Genomic DNA, 16,001 nt, shown 5'->3' with positions numbered 1-16,001 from the left:
CTAAAATCCAAAATGTTTTATGGCTTCTACTTTTTCTTTTGACATTGTGAGCGACTTTGACCGACAAGAGTTGGTTAACGCTGTCGATCAAGTTATCCGAGACATCAAAGGTCGTTACGACCTCAAAGACACTGAAACTACTGTCGAGTTAGTTGAAGAAAGCATTAACGTTAGTACTGACAGCGAGTTTACCTTAGATTCTGTACACACCATTCTGCGAGAAAAAGCCGCCAAGCGTAACCTCTCCCAAAAAATCTTTGATTTTGGCAAGGTTGAATCAGCCAGTGGTAATCGTGTCCGTCAAGAAATCAAACTCAAAAAAGGCATAAGTCAGGAAATTGCCAAACAAATTTCCAAATTGATTCGGGACGAATTTAAAAAGGTACAAGCTTCAATTCAAGGTGATGCTGTGCGGGTTTCTGCCAAATCTAAAGATGACTTGCAAGCTGTCATGCAGCGGCTAAAACAAGAAGACTACCCAGTTGCTTTACAATTTACAAATTATCGTTAAAAAATTCGTAATTCGTAGTTAAAAATTCAATTACGAATTACGAATTACGTTAGCGCCGGCGGCAAGCGAAAGCGTTGCGGTAGGGAGTACTCGAGCGTCCGCAGGAGCGTCATTACGAATTATTTTCAGTCCGTCCGCCAATACTTCTTTGAAATGCCGGACGTTCAGATAACTGCTTCATATAGTTCAACACTGCTGGATAGGGGCTGAGGTCTAGTTTCAGGATCATGGGAATGTAATTCAAAATAGACCCCACTGCTACATCAGCAACAGTGAACTCATTGCCAAGTAAAAAAGGCTGCTTACTGAAAATTTCATTTAAGGGAGTCAACAAGCGGGGCATTTCCCGCTCCCGATTTGCTTCTACAAAAATCCCTGGGCTAAGGGTAGCATTGGCAAACAACACCCATTGGGAAAATAGAGCATTTTCCTCTGGTGAAAGTGGAGTTGTACTATACTTATCGGCAAGATACAACAAAATTGCCCCAGATTCCCAAAGCTGAAAATCTCCATCAACAATTGCTGGAACTTTACCAAATGGGTTAATTGCTAAATATGCAGGCTGGAGGTGTTCACCCGCCTGCATATCAAGCTTGACGAATTCGTAGGGAATTCCTAATTCCTCTAAATACCAGTGGACAATTGACGCTCGACTACGAACGCCACCGTAAAGTTTTAGCATAATTACTTAAAGCACTTTGTGAGTGTGAGAATGCTGTTTAATATTGTCTTCTTTGGTTACAATTCTGGCTGCGTTTAACACCCGTTTCCGCTCAATTGAATATTTAAATTCAGTGTAGTTTGTACCCAAGGGAATCAGAGATTTTGCAGATTCACGACGCTTATAGGTACGAGCTGCTGCAAATGCCCGTGGTACAAATTCTTCTCCAAACTGAGCCGACTCTGGAAAGCCATCTGGTAGCAGTGGTGAATCGCCATCCAGCACAGATCCCAAAGTTGTGGCATGAGCCAGCTTATAGGAGGTAGGAATGCCCTTTAAAAGCGCTTCCAAAGCCGCAGAGGGAATCGGTTCTATAACTTCGATTTGATAAACTTCTCCATCTTCTTTGACGAAGCAGGTTGCCAAGCCGACCACAATGTAATCATCGGTTGCTAAATCAGGGGCATTGGGATAGGAAATTGCAGTTGTCATCAGAAAATTTCTCAAAATTTAAAAATTGAATTTAGGGAATGGGGCATTGGGCATTGGAAACAGGGTATGAAGAAGAGACAAGGTAGACAAGGAAGAGGGTAGGAGGATGGCTGCGCCGGGGAAAGGGAAAGGGGAAAAGGGGAAAGGAGAAGATCCGCCCCTTTCCCCCTCTTCTGCGAAAAGATAAGGTGCGGTATTGCCTTTGAATTGCACTTTCCCTTTACCCTTTACCCTTTACCCTTTCCCCTTTCCCCCTCTTCTGCTCCCCTGCTTCCTCATTCCCTCTTTAACGAACGGCTTGTTGGCATTCTACCAATTTGCTGCTCTCACTACTTGACTAGTCTTTAAGATTAACGTCTGCTATTTCTGGAATTCATCTTCGGGATCGAGTATCTATGAATAGGTTTGAGGAGCAATTGTTTATTTAAAGAGTAGATTTCTACTGGTGTGAGTAGTTTAAATCTCAGTCTTAAGATGGCTTTCAAGTAACCATAAGTACCTTGAAAATAAAAATAGTGGTAAAACCACCAGCCTTAAAAAACTCAATTTTTATTTAAAAAAGCAGGGATTTCAAGCAGGGAAAGATGAATATTCACTCATTTTTAGCTGACGATGACCATGTTTTAAATAGTACAAATAAACTTCAAGAGCGGAGGAAAAGCGATCGCAGCGAATATATTTTTGGGGATAGCGACTTGCGCTCTTGTGCTTTGAGGTTGGCTCAACAAGGAGATTATACCGAAGCGATCGCATTTTTAACCCAACTAATCTGCCGCCATCCTGATAATGCCGTTGATTACAACAACCGGGGGCTAATTTATTTCCAAAGTGGCGAAAGGGAAAAAGCGCTTTCCGACTACAATACCGCCCTGAAACTGAATCCTTATTTGGCTAGTGCTTATAATAACCGCGCAAATTACTACGCGGCTTGTGGAGAATTAGCATTAGCAATTGCCGACTACGATCGAGCGATTGATTTGAAACCTCACCATGTCCGGGCGTGGATTAACCGAGGCATTACCTGGCGTGATTTGGGGCAATATCAAGAGGCAATTGATAATTTTGAGGTAGCACTGCTTTTCGGTCAACTAGAAGGTCATATCTGGGCTGAACGCGGCAGGACTTACCATCTTTGGGGCGACTGGAATTGTGCGATCGCTGATTATCGTCGCGCTCTTACTCAACTAACCTCTCTCGACAATGATAAGGATATTACTGATTGTCGCTTGCGTTTACAACTCGAAAATTGGTTAAACGAGTTACTATCTCAATCAGCGTCCTAATTGGTAGATTAGTTCTTCTGGGGGATTTAAAATTCAAAATAATTGATTAATTTTGAACTATAGTTTAGTGACGCTGTATCGCTAATAACTAATAGATGATAACTACATAGCTATTCAAAAATTAGCTATTAACCATTATTTATTAGCAATAATATAAATTAACACCCGGTTTATACGTAGCCTAAATCACAATAAACCTAAATAATCCCAAATTCGCCATTTGTCTTAGGGTGACGAGTCTGTTTGCTCATCTTCTCGGCGATCTTGATTCATCAACACGATCTGACGCTGGCTGGGATCGAATCGGTATCCTTGTCGTTGTCTAATAATTTTAGCTTCTTGGGGATCAAAGTTACGGCTAAATTCCGCCTGTAAACCATTGACATGTCCTTCCATCAGCTTGACTTCAGTACTCATTTCTCGCAATTTTTCTTGCTGTAACCAATGATAAGGCAAGAGTTGTGTTAAGGCGGATGCTGCAACGGCTGTAATCACAAGATTGACCGCTATTTTGGCTGTGCTTTCTAGTGCCATCACTTTGTAAGAACGTTGCCGAAGATGCCGCTTTGGTCGAGAAATGACTCGGCGTTTTTGTATAGGTTGTAACGGTGGTTTGGAGGGTTGAATCGCGTTCATGATGCTAAAAGATAACCTCGCTTAGTGAAGGGAAACACTATCAAGAGTGCTGAGTTATGAGTTATGAGTGAGATTTCCAACTCAGCAACGCCAGTTGCTACAACGGAGGGAACCTCCGCAACGCACTGGCTCCTCAGCACTTAGCACTCAGATATCAGCACTCCTGAATGCTTGATTTAGCTGTCATATTACTTCATTTTTTTGAAATAGCTACAAGTGTCGCACTAGTTAAAAAATAACCTGGCTTACGTAAGTGCAAGGTTTCTAGGTACTTATGACATAAAGCCATAAAATCTGGAAATTGCACCCCGTACTGCCAGGATTATTAGCTTTTCAACTGTGTCACATCGGAGCCTTATTTGTAAAGTTCCGTGGCTAATCGCCAAGCTAGAACTCCTGGGATCAAGGCTACAACTAGAGCGATGTAGACTTGAGTATCTGAGATGGAAGACACTTGAGCAATGTACAGAGTATCTAAGATAGGCATGGCTGAAAACCTCCTAACCTGAATTGATTTTGAACAGTTCGTTTACTACTTTTCCTTGTTTTGCCAGAATTGTGGAATATCTTGTTACAAGATGCAACAAAAGCAGTTATTGGTCAGTAGTTCTTATTTATTCTCCATTAAAAAAATTTATAAAAATTATGAATTTATATCTGGGTATCGACTTCGGCACATCTGGCGGACGCGGTGTGGTGATTGACGAGGAAGCCTCTTGTATTCAGGCAGAGGTGCGATATCCCTTCTACGACTCACCAAGTACCGTGACGCCAAAAATTTGGCAGAAGGCTTTGTTTGCGTTGGTGGAACAAATACCCGAGCAATTGCGGCGAGAAATTAAAGCGATCGCAATTAATGGTACTTCCTCTACCGTCTTGCTGGTCGATGCTGCTGGCAACCCTGTAGATGCACCATTGCTATATAACGATGCGCGGGGATCGTTGGTGCTAGAGCATTTGAGGAGTATTGCACCTCCCAATCATACTGTATTGAGTGCCACCTCTAGCCTCGCTAAACTTTTGTGGATGAGGCAACAACCCTCTTTTAGTGAAGCTAGATATTTCCTGCATCAAGCAGATTGGCTGGCGTTTCTGCTGCATGGACAATTGGGTATTAGCGATTACCATAATGCTTTAAAGCTGGGTTATGACGTAGAAGAGTTGAAATACCCAGAATGGCAAGAATTGCTAGAAATACCGATTCAGCTACCCAAAGTTTTAACTCCTGGGACTCCCATTGCCGAATTGCGTTCTGAAATTGCGGACAAGTTTGGTTTAAGTCGTAATTGTCTGGTGTGTGCTGGTACAACCGATAGTATTGCCGCTTTTCTTGCCAGTGGGGCAAAATTACCTGGTGAAGCCGTGACTTCCCTTGGTTCAACGTTGGTACTAAAGTTGTTAAGTCGTACCCGTGTAGAAGATGCTAGATATGGAATTTACAGCCATCGGTTGAGTGATTTGTGGCTGACAGGGGGTGCTTCTAATACTGGGGGTGCAGTACTAAAGAAATTTTTCACAAACCTTGAGTTAGAAAGCCTTAGTCGGGAGATTGATGCTTCAATTGCCAGCGAGTTAGATTATTATCCGTTGTTGAAGGTAGGCGATCGCTTTCCGATTAACGATCCCAATCTACCCCCACGCTTGTCACCACGCCCAGATAATCCAGTAGAATTTTTGCATGGGTTGTTAGAAAGCATTGCCCGCATAGAAAGCCGAGGGTATGAATTATTACAGCAAATGGGAGCAGACAAATTGAGCCGTGTTTATACTGCTGGTGGTGGTGCGGCGAATGATACTTGGACTGCAATTAGGGCACGTCATTTGCAGGTTCCTGTAGTAGCGTCAGTATACACAGAAGCTGCTTACGGGACAGCACTGTTGGCGATGGGGAATGGAAGAAGCGTTGAAAAAGAGTAATTGTGTACCTGTATTTTTGTAGATATCTTCTAAATCAGTATCTATCCCAGTGACAATCGACATATCTCGGCCGATACTAGGATGATTAGATACCGGACTATAGATTCCAGGTTCATTATCTGGGCAGCTATTCGGGGATGGGTGCTTCGCAGCAAGCGAAATGTCATCGATCCCCTTTACTCATTACTGGTATAAATTTTGAGGGAATTAGGAGAAAATCTAAAGGTTCTTGAAGAAGGTTTGATCGGCGCGATCGAAATTATCATCTAGAGAAAAGGTAAGGCTGCGGACTCGGATTCGATCGCTTTTAATATTTACTTTGCCCCATACCCCTCGCTCACTAAGCGTAGTCGTACCCCTCCTCTTAAAGCTTGCTAGCAAGAGCGTCTCCAAAAGTTGTGCTGCTTTTGTGCCTCTTGTCCCCAATGCCTAAACTATTTTTCTCTACGTACCAGCATTTGATAAGTTAGTACATAATCTGAAACAATAACAGTAAAAGCAGAGAGGGGATTAAGTTGAGTCACAATCCAGATGCCATAGCCCCCCACGGTGGACAGTTGGTTAACCGTATCGCTACACCAGAACAAAGAGCAGAGTTTCTCTCAAAAGCTGACTTTTTGCCACGAGTGCAACTTGACGATCGCGCCGTTTCCGATTTAGAAATGATTGTGATCGGTGCTTTTAGTCCGCTGACGGGTTTTATGAACCAAGAAGACTACGATCGCACTGTCACAGAAATGCGATTAGCTAACGGTCTTGTGTGGTCAATCCCGATTACACTATCGGTAAGCGAAGAAGTAGCTTCCCCGTTGCAAGAAGGCGGCTTAATCCGTCTGGATAACTCCAGTGGCGAATTTATCGGAGTTTTGCAACTTACGCAAAAATATCACTACGACAAAATCCGCGAAGCAATAAAAGTCTACCGTACTAATGATGTCAATCATCCCGGCGTACAGGTACTCTATAACCAAGGTAGTGTACATCTGGCGGGTGATATTTGGTTGTTGCAACGCGAACCTCATCCCCAGTTTCCCACTTATCAAATCGATCCAGCAGCCTCACGGCAACTATTTCAAGACAAGGGTTGGAAAACCATTGTCGGCTTTCAAACTCGCAACCCCATCCACCGCGCCCATGAATACATTCAGAAGTGCGCCTTAGAAACTGTTGATGGTCTATTTTTGCACCCATTAGTCGGGGCGACAAAAGAAGATGATATCGCCGCTGATGTCCGGATGCGCTGCTATGAAATTTTGCTGGAACACTACTACCCCTTAGACAGGGTAACTTTGGCAATTAATCCCGCTGCAATGCGCTACGCTGGGCCTCGTGAGGCGATCTTCCATGCTTTAGTCCGCAAAAACTACGGCTGTACTCACTTTATCGTCGGACGGGATCATGCTGGTGTTGGTGACTATTATGGCACTTACGACGCTCAGTATATCTTTGATGAATTTGCGCCAAGTGAATTAGGCATTGTGCCCATGAAATTTGAACACGCTTTTTACTGCACGCGCACTAAGCAGATGGCAACATCTAAAACCAGTCCCAGCAGGCCAGAAGAACGCATTCACCTATCAGGGACAAAAGTTAGGGAAATGCTGCGGCGCGGTGAGTTACCTCCACCAGAATTTTCTCGTCCAGAGGTAGCAGCAGAGTTAGCGCGGGCAATGCGGATAGAAGTAACGGCTTAGGGGATTGGGCATGAAGAAGAGACAAGGTAGACAAGGAAGAGGGGGGAGACTTGGGAGAGGTTTGTTCAAGAATTCCCCCTTGTCCCCTTGTCCCCTTGTCCCCCAAGTCTCCTGCACTCCCTACATTTTTGTAACTTTACAATACAGAGTTCAGCCCTGTAAGCTGCTAACTGAATAGCTGAGGGCTGATAGCTAATTATGAAACGTCGCGCGTTTTTAGAGAGAATTGGCTCAATACTCGCGGTATTGGGGATAACTGAAGCTGAGTGGTTGTCTTTAGGAAATCGCTATTATCAAGCTTTGGCACAACCCAGTCCGCGCAAGTTGGCATTGTTAATAGGTATTAACCAATACCCAAAAATTCCAGCCCTCAGTGGTTGTCTGACAGATGTGGAACTACAAAGAGAGGTTTTGATTCATCGCTTTGGTTTCCAAGGCTCAGATATCCTAACCTTAACTGAGGAAGAAGCTAGTAGGGAATTCATTGAGGCAGCTTTTTTAGATCGCTTGGGCAATCAAGCTAAACCCGATGATGCGGTCTTTTTCCACTTTAGCGGTTATGGCAGCCGTGTCAAATTGGAAACATCTCCTGAGACAATCCAAAATGCTCTGGTGACAGCTAATACCAGTTTTGAGCCACAAGAAGAAAAAATAGTCAACTATATATTAGAAGAAACTTTATTGCTATTATTGCGATCGCTCCCTACAGATCGAGTCACAGCAGTATTAGATACTAGCTATCATGCGCCAACCCCAGTATTAGGATTAAAAAGTCGTGCCCTTCCAGAATCAGTAGAGGCAAAGCTAGCAGCAAAAGAACTCGACTTTCTTCAACAACTTAAAACTCAGAAGTTACCCAGCACGCCGATTGTCTTAGCAGCTACCTTAAATCCCAAGCAGTCGGCGAGGGAAGAACTCTTTTCTGGTTTTAGTGCTGGGTTATTTACCTACGCCTTGACACAGTATTTGTGGGAATTCACCCCAAATACCAAAATTCAAGTCGCCCTCTCGTATATAGAAAATTCTCTATCCAAATTGGGTAGTAAACAACAACCAGGGTTATTAAGTAGTCAAAAAAATCAACATTTAACGTCTCTACCGCCAGACACTATTATTGGTGCAGAAGGCGCAGTGACAGCCATTGAAGAAGACGGTAAAACAGTCCAGCTGTGGTTAGCAGGATTACCGCCACAAGTGCTGCTATACTACGGAGTTAATTCTCGATTTACTTTAGGAACAACAAGAGAAGAATTAGTATTGCGATCGCGGACTGGGTTAACAGCAAAAGCGCAAATTTCCCAAATAGAAGGTGCAAATCCCCTACAAATCGGGCAACTTGTCCAAGAAGCAGTCCGAGTTTTACCCCGAAATATTCATTTAATAATTGCTCTGGATACTGGATTAGAAAGAATTGAGCGGGTAGACGCTACAAGTGCCTTTGCTGCATTTCCCCATGTCTCCACCGTAGTCGCAGGGGAAAAACCGGCTGATTATCTATTTGCCAAACTACAGCAAACACCTAGCCGTTATGGTTTATTTTCTCTTAGTGGCGAACTAATTTCTAATGCCACGGGGGAAGCAGGAGAAGCAGTAAAATCAACAGTGCAAAAGTTAGCACCAAAATTATCAACCTTGTTAGCAGCCAAGTTATGGCGGCTGACTGAAAATCAAGGTTCTTCCCGCTTGGCTCTCAAGACAACCTTAGAAATAATTAACAACATATCGCCTCGCGTTATCATGCAGCGCGAAACAGTACGAACTTCTAAAACAGAAACTTCGATTCAAAAATCACTCCCTACTCCGATTGTCCCTATCGGTAGTCGAATGCAATATCGGGTAGAAAACCAGAGCGATCGCCCAGTATATTTAATCTTGCTGGGATTAAACAATAATCATACAGCGATCGCCTTGTATTCTTGGGAAACCCCCCAAGAACCAAACACCTCGGACACCAAGCCCCTCCTGAAAGAAGTCGTTATCTCTCCAGGTGAAACCCTCATCCTACCCCAAACGAATACTGCTTCCGAATGGATGATTTCAGGACCAGCTTCGGAGTGCGAACACCAACTGATTTTTAGTACTGCCCCCTTTAACGCAACTCTGGCCGCTTTGAACGCTGCCAAGTATTCCACAGCCGAACAAGAACCAATTGGCCCATTGTTGAATTCCTTAGAAGTTGTACAAGCTTTGCTACAAGACTTACATAACGCTAGTGCCTTCAAAACAGAGATGAACGTTACAGCAGCCGATTCACATAGCTTGGATGTGAATAATTGGGCAAGTCTTAGCTTTAGTTTTCTAGTGCTGTAAGTTAATGTGATTGAAGAAGAATGCAGAATTCAGAATCAAGACATTAGATTTATTGGCATTTGTTGGGGTAAAGGGGCGGAGGAAAAGGGTAAAGAAACTCAAAATCCTTTTCCTTTAATATGAGTCCCTTTTCCCTAAGAGTGCAAAAACATATTTTTGCAAGAGGTCTAATTTCTACGATACGCTGCGCTATTCGCTTTTTCAATCAGAATGAATTCTGACTCCTGATACCAATTCTGTATGAAGCTGCGCTAAATTGTGGAAAAGGGTGTATTTGGTAAAAGTGTAATGGGTCGGAGATTGATAGTTGAAATTAAAGAGAGCCAAGAAGAATTACAAAAAGCAGTGAAATATGCGCTAGAAGCTAGTAGCAAAGAGAGATTACAAATGCTCAACTGGCTAAAAACAGGACAGGTTACAAGTAGGCGATCGCTGGCAGCGTTGTTAGGGAGAGATGAGGCAACAGTAACTCGTTGGCTAAAAAAATACAAGGAATTAGGATACAAAGGCTTACTAGAGGTGAAACAGGCACCAGGAAAACAGCCAATTGTCAGTGGCGAGAATTTAGAACGTTTAAAAAAAAGATTATCCGAACCACAAGGATTTCAAAGTTACAGTCAGATTCAACAATGGTTAATGGCGGAATTAGGACTAAATGTTGCTTATAAAACGGTATACCAATTAGTGAGATATCAACTTGGTGCCAAGCTGAAAGTTCCGCGTCCTCAAAGCACCAAACAACATCCAGACAGTCTATCTCACTTTAAAAAAAACTGCCTCTAGCACTCAAATTCTTGCAGGAGGAATTTGGCGAAGGGAAAAGATTGAGGTATTTATGTCAGGATGAAACACGTTTAGGATTAAAGACAATTACCGGACGTTTAATTACAGCTAAGGGAGTTAAACCTGTAGGTTTAAGTCAATGGCAACGCGAAAATTTTTATTTATATGGAGTTGTAGAACCTCTAAGCGGATACAGCTTTTTCTACGAATTCCCTTACCTTAATGGGGAAGCAGTTTTCAAAACTTCTTAGAGTTGTTGTCTGCTGATCTTGGTGATGATAGTGCCGTAATTCAGTTCGACCGAGGTTCTTTTCACAAAGCGAAAACTCTCGATTTTCCAGATAACATTATCCCGCTCTTTCAGCCTCCTCACTCTCCTGAACTCAACCCGATTGAGCGGTTTTGGGAATTTCTCAAATCTCAACTCCAATGGGAAAACTGTAAAACACTCTCACAACTACAGCAAAAGTTAACTGATGCCCTCAAAGAAATTACACCTTCCATGATTGCCTCTCTTACTTCTTACAATTTTATCCTTGAAGCCTTATTTAGCGCAGCTTCATAAAGAATTGGTATGACTTCTGCCTTATCCCAACGACAAATATTTACGCCCACCTACTTATACCAATTCACAAAAAATATGATACTAGATGCAAACCATCAAACCTATGCTAATTCTCACTTTCTTAATTTTGAATACTTCGACTCCCTTCTCTACGAGAGGCTGCGCCAACGACTTCGCTCAGGGCAAGACGCTCAGTACAAGTTTAGAATTTGGAATTTGGAATTGCTATTAGTGCCTCTACTAAAGCCTGATTTTGCTCATCTGTCCCAACAGTAATGCGTAATTTATCATCTAGTCCAGGCTGCTTGAAGTAGCGAATTAAAATTCCCCGTTCCTTCAATTTTTGATAGAGATATTCTGCGTTTCCTTCTCTTGGCTGTGCCAGCAAAAAGTTAGCTTGGGAATCCCAGATATGAAAACCTAATTGTTTTAAGTCTGTTGCTAACTTAGTCCGTGATGCTTTAATCTTGGCTACACAAGCATTTTTATAAGCTTGGTCAGTGATGGCAGCCGTGCCAATTGCACAAGCGATCGCATCAATGTTATAGCTATCTTTAACCTTAAACAATCCCTGCAAAAGTTTAGGATTCGCCACCCCAAAGCCCAATCGCAATCCTGCCAACGAGTACCCCTTAGATAGTGTTCGAAGCACAATCACGTTTTCGTATTCCTTAACCAAAGTCAATGCATTCTCTTCGGTAAAATCTATGTATGCTTCATCAATCACTAAAACTCCAGATAACTGGCTGGCTAATTTTCGCAAATCATTTGTTGCCACCACATGACCCGATGGACTATTGGGCGACGCAATAAAGGTCACAGCCCCATTGGCAGCAACTAATTCGTCCTTTGGTAAGCTGTAGTCTTTGCTGTAAGGAATCTCAATAATTTCCGCCGCTTGCATTTCTGTCAATGTCCGATATAGCACGTAAGTAGGCATCGGATAAACTACCTTTTTCCCAGGTTCAGCACAGGCTCGAATCACCACACTTAACAATTCATCACTGCCATTTCCGACAATTATCCAGTCACTAGGAACTCCTAAAACTTTACTTGCAGCTTGCCGAAATTCTCCCCCAAAAGGTTCTGGATACCGCCGCAACCATTCACCATCAATATTCCGTAGCACAGCTAATGCCGCAGGAGAAGGAGGATAGGGATTCTCATTGCTGTTAAGTTTAATAATCTGTGTACCACGTTGAGGCTGCTCGCCAGGAACATAGCTAGCCATTGCATCAACATTAGAGCGAAAGTAGTTGGTCATAGGGCATGGTAAATTGGGTGGGATGTCTACAACGGGCGTAGCTGCAACACCTTATGGCGTATCTTAAGCAAATTTCAACCCGCAATTTCTGACGATATCGTTTTTTTTGTCGTTTACATCAGAAAATACGGCTTTATAAATTACGAATTACGAATTATAAAAATATGTCAGATAAATGGAATCCAGAACTATACGAACGATTTCAAGCTGAAAGAAGTCGTCCATTCTACGACTTGGTAGACATGGTACATTGGCAAAAAAACTTACGAGTTCTCGATTTAGGGTGTGGAACCGGAAAGTTAACGAAATATCTGCATGAAACCTTAGCAGCACAGGAGACTTTAGGGATAGATGCTTCTGAGAAAATGCTGGAAAAGGCGCGTCAATTTGAAGGCAATGGACTACGGTTTGAGCAAAGACGGATTGAGGAAAACCCAGGAAATGAGGAGTTTGATGTGGTATTTTCTAATGCGGCATTGCAGTGGTTGACGGGACACGAGATTTTATTTGAGAAATTGCGGGCAAAACTGCGACCTGGTGGGCAGCTTGCCGTACAAATACCAATGATGGATAGTGAGCCAGTGCATCAGATAGCAGTTGAGACTGCACAGGAATTCAGTGAAGAATTAAGAGGATATGTGCGGCGTTTAGAGGTACTTCCTCCAGAAACATACGCCAGACTGCTTTATAAATTGGGGTTTGTCAAGCAGGAAGTCAAGCTTCAAATTTATGGGCATGTGTTGCCCTCACGAGAAGCCGTAGTGGAGTGGTATCGCGGGACATTGCTAACGGCTTATGAGTCCCTACTGGATGCCCAAACCTATGAGAGATTTGTCGAACGCTATCAGCAGAAGCTATTCGAGTTGTTAGAGGATGAGCGCCCGTTCTTTTTTCCCTACAAGCGTATCTTAATGTGGGGGTGTATTTAAGAAACAGTCCACTAGTTGTGATTTCAAGCATAATCTTGCTTAATTTTGAAGGAGAAGTTAGACAAGTTGTGCAACTTCTCCTTCAGGTGACACAAAACAAACAGGTTTTGAGTACCTATGTTTTAATAGTGGAGCTAAGCGGATTCGAACCGCTGACCCCCTCAATGCCATTGAGGTGCGCTACCAACTGCGCTATAACCCCAAAACTACTAGTAGATAAGCTTAAAAAGCTTACTAATTAGTTTTATAAATTGTATTAGCTTTATTATTATGCAAGTTTATGCAATTTAAGTCAAGACACCTGTATTAAGTTATGTGGATGCGATCGCCATCAGTTACGCTTGTTATCAAAATGCCCTGTCTGTGAAAAACCCTTTCCTATTCTGGCTTTATGGATAAACGGACAATGCCAGCAATTGCTTTATATCCTTTGCAGAAATTGCAGAATATCAAAAGCATCAAAAGCATTACTAACTAAGAGAACTTGTCTTAACAAAACAGCGCAGATGTTTCACCCTTACGTCTAAGTTTCACTGGCACATTACGAGTTGTTTGTCGTGCTTCCCAAAATTCCAACGTTTACAACCACAAGAACTTCCCTTTTTTTGAGTTGGTTAACTGTGGAGATTCTCGATCGAGTTTTACCTGAAAGGGTTCATAGAAACAACCCTAGAGCGATCCATTCTTCTGGAGTTTGGGCTTTTACTGGTACAGACGGAACTAAAAGACACAAACAAATTAATAAGGATATAAGTCGCTTAAGTTTGTTAGATACCATACTTTAACAAAATAACTACTTAAAAATCGTAATTAACTTGAATAAACAATCTCTAAAGCTCAAACCATTTTGCTAAGAGCCTCTAATGAGCAATAACTTCACTGCGTAGCAAACTTATATCTAGCTTAAGAAACGATCCAACACCGTCTTTAATGCTTCAATCTCAGTTTTAATATCTCCTTGTTGAGTAGTTCGAGCAACGGATTCCTTGAGATATTCATCTAAAATAATTCGACCAACTTGCTGAACTGCTCCTCGAACAGCAGCTATTTGAATCAATACATCCGGACAAGGACGACTACTCTCAATCATATTTTTAACACCCCGAATATGTCCTTCAATACGAGACAATCGCTTCATCAAATCATTTAGAGATGCTTCACTGTAACTATGTTTTATATTGGATATGTTTTCTTGATGAGAATCCATATAGCTATTTTTGGTAGATTTTGATCGGTTTAAAATTGATAAGTAACAATTTACTAGTAGCTTAAAATCTAAATTACTGCTAAAAAATCTTGATAATAGCAAGTACCTGTTTGAATAACAATTGAATGTGATTGAATCAAACAAATTCACCATACCGAGATGGACTAACAGGTGCGTGTTCCAGCTGACAATAAGGGCGGCTATAGCATAATGGTGACTCTAAAGCGTGCCTAACCAAGAACTCTGGATTGCTCATTACCTGCTCAGTTGCACCATCGTACACGACCTGACCTTGACTGAGAACAACTGTGCGATCGCACAAATCCAAAGCTAAATCTAAATCGTGAGTTGCAATCAGTTGTGTTAGAGGTAAACTGTGCAGCAGTTCGATTAATTGACGGCGAGAACGGGGATCTAACTGAGCTGAGGGTTCATCAAATACTAATATTTGTGGATTCATGGCTAAGACACCAGCGATCGCAATCCGTTTTTTTTCACCTCCAGATAAATTACCTGTGTAGCGTTGTCCATACCATTGGGGATCGATATCAACTGCTGCCATTGCATGAAGAACTCGCTGTTGTAATTCCTCACCTTGTACGCCCATATTCATCGGGCCAAAAGCAACATCTTCCCAGACTGTTGTCATGAATAACTGATGATCGGGATTCTGGAACACCAACCCGACAAAATTCCGAATGTTTCGCAAATTCTCAACATTTAAAGGCCATTCTCCAATCGTTACCTGTCCCGATTGAGGCATGAGAATGCCATTCAGATGTAACAGCAACGTAGATTTTCCTGAACCATTGGCTCCAATTAATGCTACTCGCTCAGTTGCTTTGATGGACAGATTAATATCTCTCAAAGCCTGAGTTCCATCAGGATAGGTATAGCTAAGATTTTGAATTGATATTGGATTATGATGCATTAAAACAATCTAAACAAATATTATTTCCGCCAGTAAATAGCCTGACCCAATAATGCTAAAACTATAGTCAAACTCAAAGCCACAATGTCATTTCGTCCTCCTGACGAGACTTTTTCTATCATCGGTGGGACTCCTTGATAACCTCGTGATAGCATCGCCTGATAAACTAAATTTCCCCGGTCATAAGTGCGGATAAACAACGCTCCGATCGTGTTGCCAACAATTAAACGTATCGAGCGATTGCTGTTCATCAGGTTTCGGGACTCGGCTGCTCGACGCATCGCGTTAAACTCACCTATTAATACGCTGATATAGCGATACATAGATGCCAGAATTGCTACTAGTAGCGGTGGGGTTTTCAGTTCCAGCAGGGCATGAAGTAGTGCTGTTACTGAAGTTGTTAACGTGAGTAAATTTAGTATCAATAGCGATAGCAATGCCTTAAGCGTTACACTACCCAAAACAGTTAGCCCCACTGTCGTAATCTGTAATGGCCCCCAAGACCATAAAACTTCGCCACCACCTCGAAATAAAGTCCCCAGGAGAACTACACCAATAAATGTGAACTCTACTGCCAACCGTTTCAGTAGTACTGCTAAGGTGACTCGACTCAGTAATAGCAGGCAGACTAAAGCTAATCCATAAATAGTCCAAGTCCACCAGTGGCCATCTGGTGTTAAGACAGTGGCGAACACGAACAACAATGTACATAATATCCGGGTACGGGGAGCAAGTTTGTGCCAAACAGTAGCCTGCTTGCTATCGATATCCAGCACAAATGCCCCAATGTGCAACAGCATGATGTTAAGTTCCTATTT

Annotated in this window: 17 protein-coding genes and 1 tRNA gene; 9 read left to right on the top strand and 9 right to left on the bottom strand. The window is 42.4% G+C overall.

The genetic code is table 11. The features are described from left to right. Positions 1–19 precede the first annotated feature (19 nt). Positions 20–511, top strand: a complete 492-nt coding sequence (locus NSTC731_RS31350; RefSeq protein WP_445628348.1) for a YajQ family cyclic di-GMP-binding protein — start codon at positions 20–22, stop codon at positions 509–511. A 112-nt stretch (positions 512–623) separates the two neighbouring features. Here NSTC731_RS31350 and NSTC731_RS31345 read toward each other — a convergent pair whose 3' ends face one another. Together NSTC731_RS31345 and NSTC731_RS31340 are read right to left on the bottom strand one after the other, a co-directional pair. Next, positions 624–1,193 (bottom strand): glutathione S-transferase family protein, encoded by a 570-nt coding sequence (locus NSTC731_RS31345; RefSeq protein WP_445628347.1) that lies wholly within the window; start codon positions 1,191–1,193, stop codon positions 624–626. A gap of 6 nt (positions 1,194–1,199) precedes the next feature. Further along, the gene (locus NSTC731_RS31340) at positions 1,200–1,664 is read right to left on the bottom strand and encodes a hypothetical protein (protein WP_445628346.1); all 465 of its coding nucleotides are present in this window, start codon (positions 1,662–1,664) and stop codon (positions 1,200–1,202) included. 584 nt (positions 1,665–2,248) lie between these two features. On the opposite strand from NSTC731_RS31340, the gene NSTC731_RS31335 reads away from it, so the two are divergent. Beyond that, positions 2,249–2,947 (top strand): tetratricopeptide repeat protein, encoded by a 699-nt coding sequence (locus NSTC731_RS31335; protein ID WP_445628345.1) that lies wholly within the window; start codon positions 2,249–2,251, stop codon positions 2,945–2,947. 225 nt (positions 2,948–3,172) lie between these two features. On the opposite strand, the gene NSTC731_RS31330 is transcribed toward NSTC731_RS31335, so the two are convergent. Continuing rightward, the gene (locus NSTC731_RS31330; RefSeq protein ID WP_322715129.1) at positions 3,173–3,583 is read right to left on the bottom strand and encodes a slr1601 family putative cell division protein; all 411 of its coding nucleotides are present in this window, start codon (positions 3,581–3,583) and stop codon (positions 3,173–3,175) included. A gap of 355 nt (positions 3,584–3,938) precedes the next feature. Beyond that, complete coding sequence (psaM, locus tag NSTC731_RS31325; RefSeq protein ID WP_190912801.1) at positions 3,939–4,070, bottom strand: photosystem I reaction center subunit XII; 132 nt, start codon at positions 4,068–4,070, stop codon at positions 3,939–3,941. Positions 4,071–4,228: 158 nt separating this feature from the next. Here psaM and NSTC731_RS31320 point away from each other — a divergent pair, with 158 nt between their 5' ends. The 6 genes from NSTC731_RS31320 (at position 4,229) to NSTC731_RS31295 (ending at position 10,852) form a co-directional block, all read left to right on the top strand. Beyond that, positions 4,229–5,500, top strand: coding sequence for an FGGY-family carbohydrate kinase (locus NSTC731_RS31320; RefSeq protein ID WP_445628344.1), 1,272 nt, complete (start codon positions 4,229–4,231; stop codon positions 5,498–5,500). Between the two features lie 515 nt (positions 5,501–6,015). Then, complete coding sequence (gene sat / locus NSTC731_RS31315; protein WP_445628343.1) at positions 6,016–7,194, top strand: sulfate adenylyltransferase; 1,179 nt, start codon at positions 6,016–6,018, stop codon at positions 7,192–7,194. A gap of 198 nt (positions 7,195–7,392) precedes the next feature. After that, entirely contained in the window at positions 7,393–9,504 is a 2,112-nt protein-coding gene (locus NSTC731_RS31310; RefSeq protein WP_445628342.1) for a caspase family protein, read from the top strand. A 288-nt stretch (positions 9,505–9,792) separates the two neighbouring features. Next, positions 9,793–10,287, top strand: a complete 495-nt coding sequence (locus tag NSTC731_RS31305) for a helix-turn-helix domain-containing protein (protein WP_445627955.1) — start codon at positions 9,793–9,795, stop codon at positions 10,285–10,287. An 11-nt stretch (positions 10,288–10,298) separates the two neighbouring features. After that, positions 10,299–10,538: a hypothetical protein gene (locus NSTC731_RS31300; protein ID WP_445627956.1), complete on the top strand. Its 240-nt coding sequence runs from the start codon at positions 10,299–10,301 to the stop codon at positions 10,536–10,538. A 5-nt stretch (positions 10,539–10,543) separates the two neighbouring features. Continuing rightward, positions 10,544–10,852, top strand: coding sequence for a transposase (locus NSTC731_RS31295; RefSeq protein ID WP_445627957.1), 309 nt, complete (start codon positions 10,544–10,546; stop codon positions 10,850–10,852). A gap of 202 nt (positions 10,853–11,054) precedes the next feature. Here the strand turns inward: NSTC731_RS31295 and hisC are convergent, their stop codons facing one another. Beyond that, positions 11,055–12,116 carry a histidinol-phosphate transaminase gene (gene hisC, locus NSTC731_RS31290; RefSeq protein ID WP_445628341.1) on the bottom strand — a complete coding sequence of 354 codons (1,062 nt, stop codon included), beginning with the start codon at positions 12,114–12,116 and terminating at the stop codon, positions 11,055–11,057. Positions 12,117–12,280: 164 nt separating this feature from the next. On the opposite strand from hisC, the gene NSTC731_RS31285 reads away from it, so the two are divergent. Continuing rightward, positions 12,281–13,045: a methyltransferase domain-containing protein gene (locus tag NSTC731_RS31285; protein WP_445628340.1), complete on the top strand. Its 765-nt coding sequence runs from the start codon at positions 12,281–12,283 to the stop codon at positions 13,043–13,045. Between the two features lie 129 nt (positions 13,046–13,174). Here NSTC731_RS31285 and NSTC731_RS31280 read toward each other — a convergent pair. The 4 genes from NSTC731_RS31280 to cbiQ form a co-directional block, all read right to left on the bottom strand. After that, positions 13,175–13,247: transfer RNA gene (locus NSTC731_RS31280), tRNA-Ala, on the bottom strand. Between the two features lie 696 nt (positions 13,248–13,943). Beyond that, complete coding sequence (locus tag NSTC731_RS31275; protein ID WP_445628339.1) at positions 13,944–14,252, bottom strand: metal-sensing transcriptional repressor; 309 nt, start codon at positions 14,250–14,252, stop codon at positions 13,944–13,946. Positions 14,253–14,388: 136 nt separating this feature from the next. After that, positions 14,389–15,183 (bottom strand): energy-coupling factor ABC transporter ATP-binding protein, encoded by a 795-nt coding sequence (locus NSTC731_RS31270; RefSeq protein ID WP_445628338.1) that lies wholly within the window; start codon positions 15,181–15,183, stop codon positions 14,389–14,391. A 20-nt stretch (positions 15,184–15,203) separates the two neighbouring features. Then, positions 15,204–15,983 (bottom strand): cobalt ECF transporter T component CbiQ, encoded by a 780-nt coding sequence (gene cbiQ, locus NSTC731_RS31265; RefSeq protein ID WP_445628337.1) that lies wholly within the window; start codon positions 15,981–15,983, stop codon positions 15,204–15,206. Positions 15,984–16,001 lie beyond the last annotated feature (18 nt).

The organism is Nostoc sp. DSM 114167 (assembly GCF_052692655.1).
Note: the sequence above shows the minus strand (reverse complement) of the source record. Positions and strands in the feature narration are given on the sequence as shown.

Excerpts from the sequence above, each read along its gene's own strand:
- NSTC731_RS31320 (WP_445628344.1), top strand. The coding sequence starts at position 4,229 with ATGAATTTATATCTGGGTATCGACTTCGGCACATCTGGCGGACGCGGT.
- NSTC731_RS31335 (WP_445628345.1), top strand. The coding sequence starts at position 2,249 with ATGAATATTCACTCATTTTTAGCTGACGATGACCATGTTTTAAATAGT.
- NSTC731_RS31310 (WP_445628342.1), top strand. The coding sequence starts at position 7,393 with ATGAAACGTCGCGCGTTTTTAGAGAGAATTGGCTCAATACTCGCGGTA.
- NSTC731_RS31345 (WP_445628347.1), bottom strand. The coding sequence starts at position 1,193 with ATGCTAAAACTTTACGGTGGCGTTCGTAGTCGAGCGTCAATTGTCCAC.
- NSTC731_RS31340 (WP_445628346.1), bottom strand. The coding sequence starts at position 1,664 with ATGACAACTGCAATTTCCTATCCCAATGCCCCTGATTTAGCAACCGAT.
- NSTC731_RS31275 (WP_445628339.1), bottom strand. The coding sequence starts at position 14,252 with ATGGATTCTCATCAAGAAAACATATCCAATATAAAACATAGTTACAGT.
- NSTC731_RS31285 (WP_445628340.1), top strand. The coding sequence starts at position 12,281 with ATGTCAGATAAATGGAATCCAGAACTATACGAACGATTTCAAGCTGAA.
- psaM (WP_190912801.1), bottom strand. The coding sequence starts at position 4,070 with ATGCCTATCTTAGATACTCTGTACATTGCTCAAGTGTCTTCCATCTCA.
- hisC (WP_445628341.1), bottom strand. The coding sequence starts at position 12,116 with ATGACCAACTACTTTCGCTCTAATGTTGATGCAATGGCTAGCTATGTT.
- cbiQ (WP_445628337.1), bottom strand. The coding sequence starts at position 15,983 with ATGCTGTTGCACATTGGGGCATTTGTGCTGGATATCGATAGCAAGCAG.
- NSTC731_RS31270 (WP_445628338.1), bottom strand. The coding sequence starts at position 15,183 with ATGCATCATAATCCAATATCAATTCAAAATCTTAGCTATACCTATCCT.
- NSTC731_RS31305 (WP_445627955.1), top strand. The coding sequence starts at position 9,793 with ATGGGTCGGAGATTGATAGTTGAAATTAAAGAGAGCCAAGAAGAATTA.
- NSTC731_RS31330 (WP_322715129.1), bottom strand. The coding sequence starts at position 3,583 with ATGAACGCGATTCAACCCTCCAAACCACCGTTACAACCTATACAAAAA.
- NSTC731_RS31350 (WP_445628348.1), top strand. The coding sequence starts at position 20 with ATGGCTTCTACTTTTTCTTTTGACATTGTGAGCGACTTTGACCGACAA.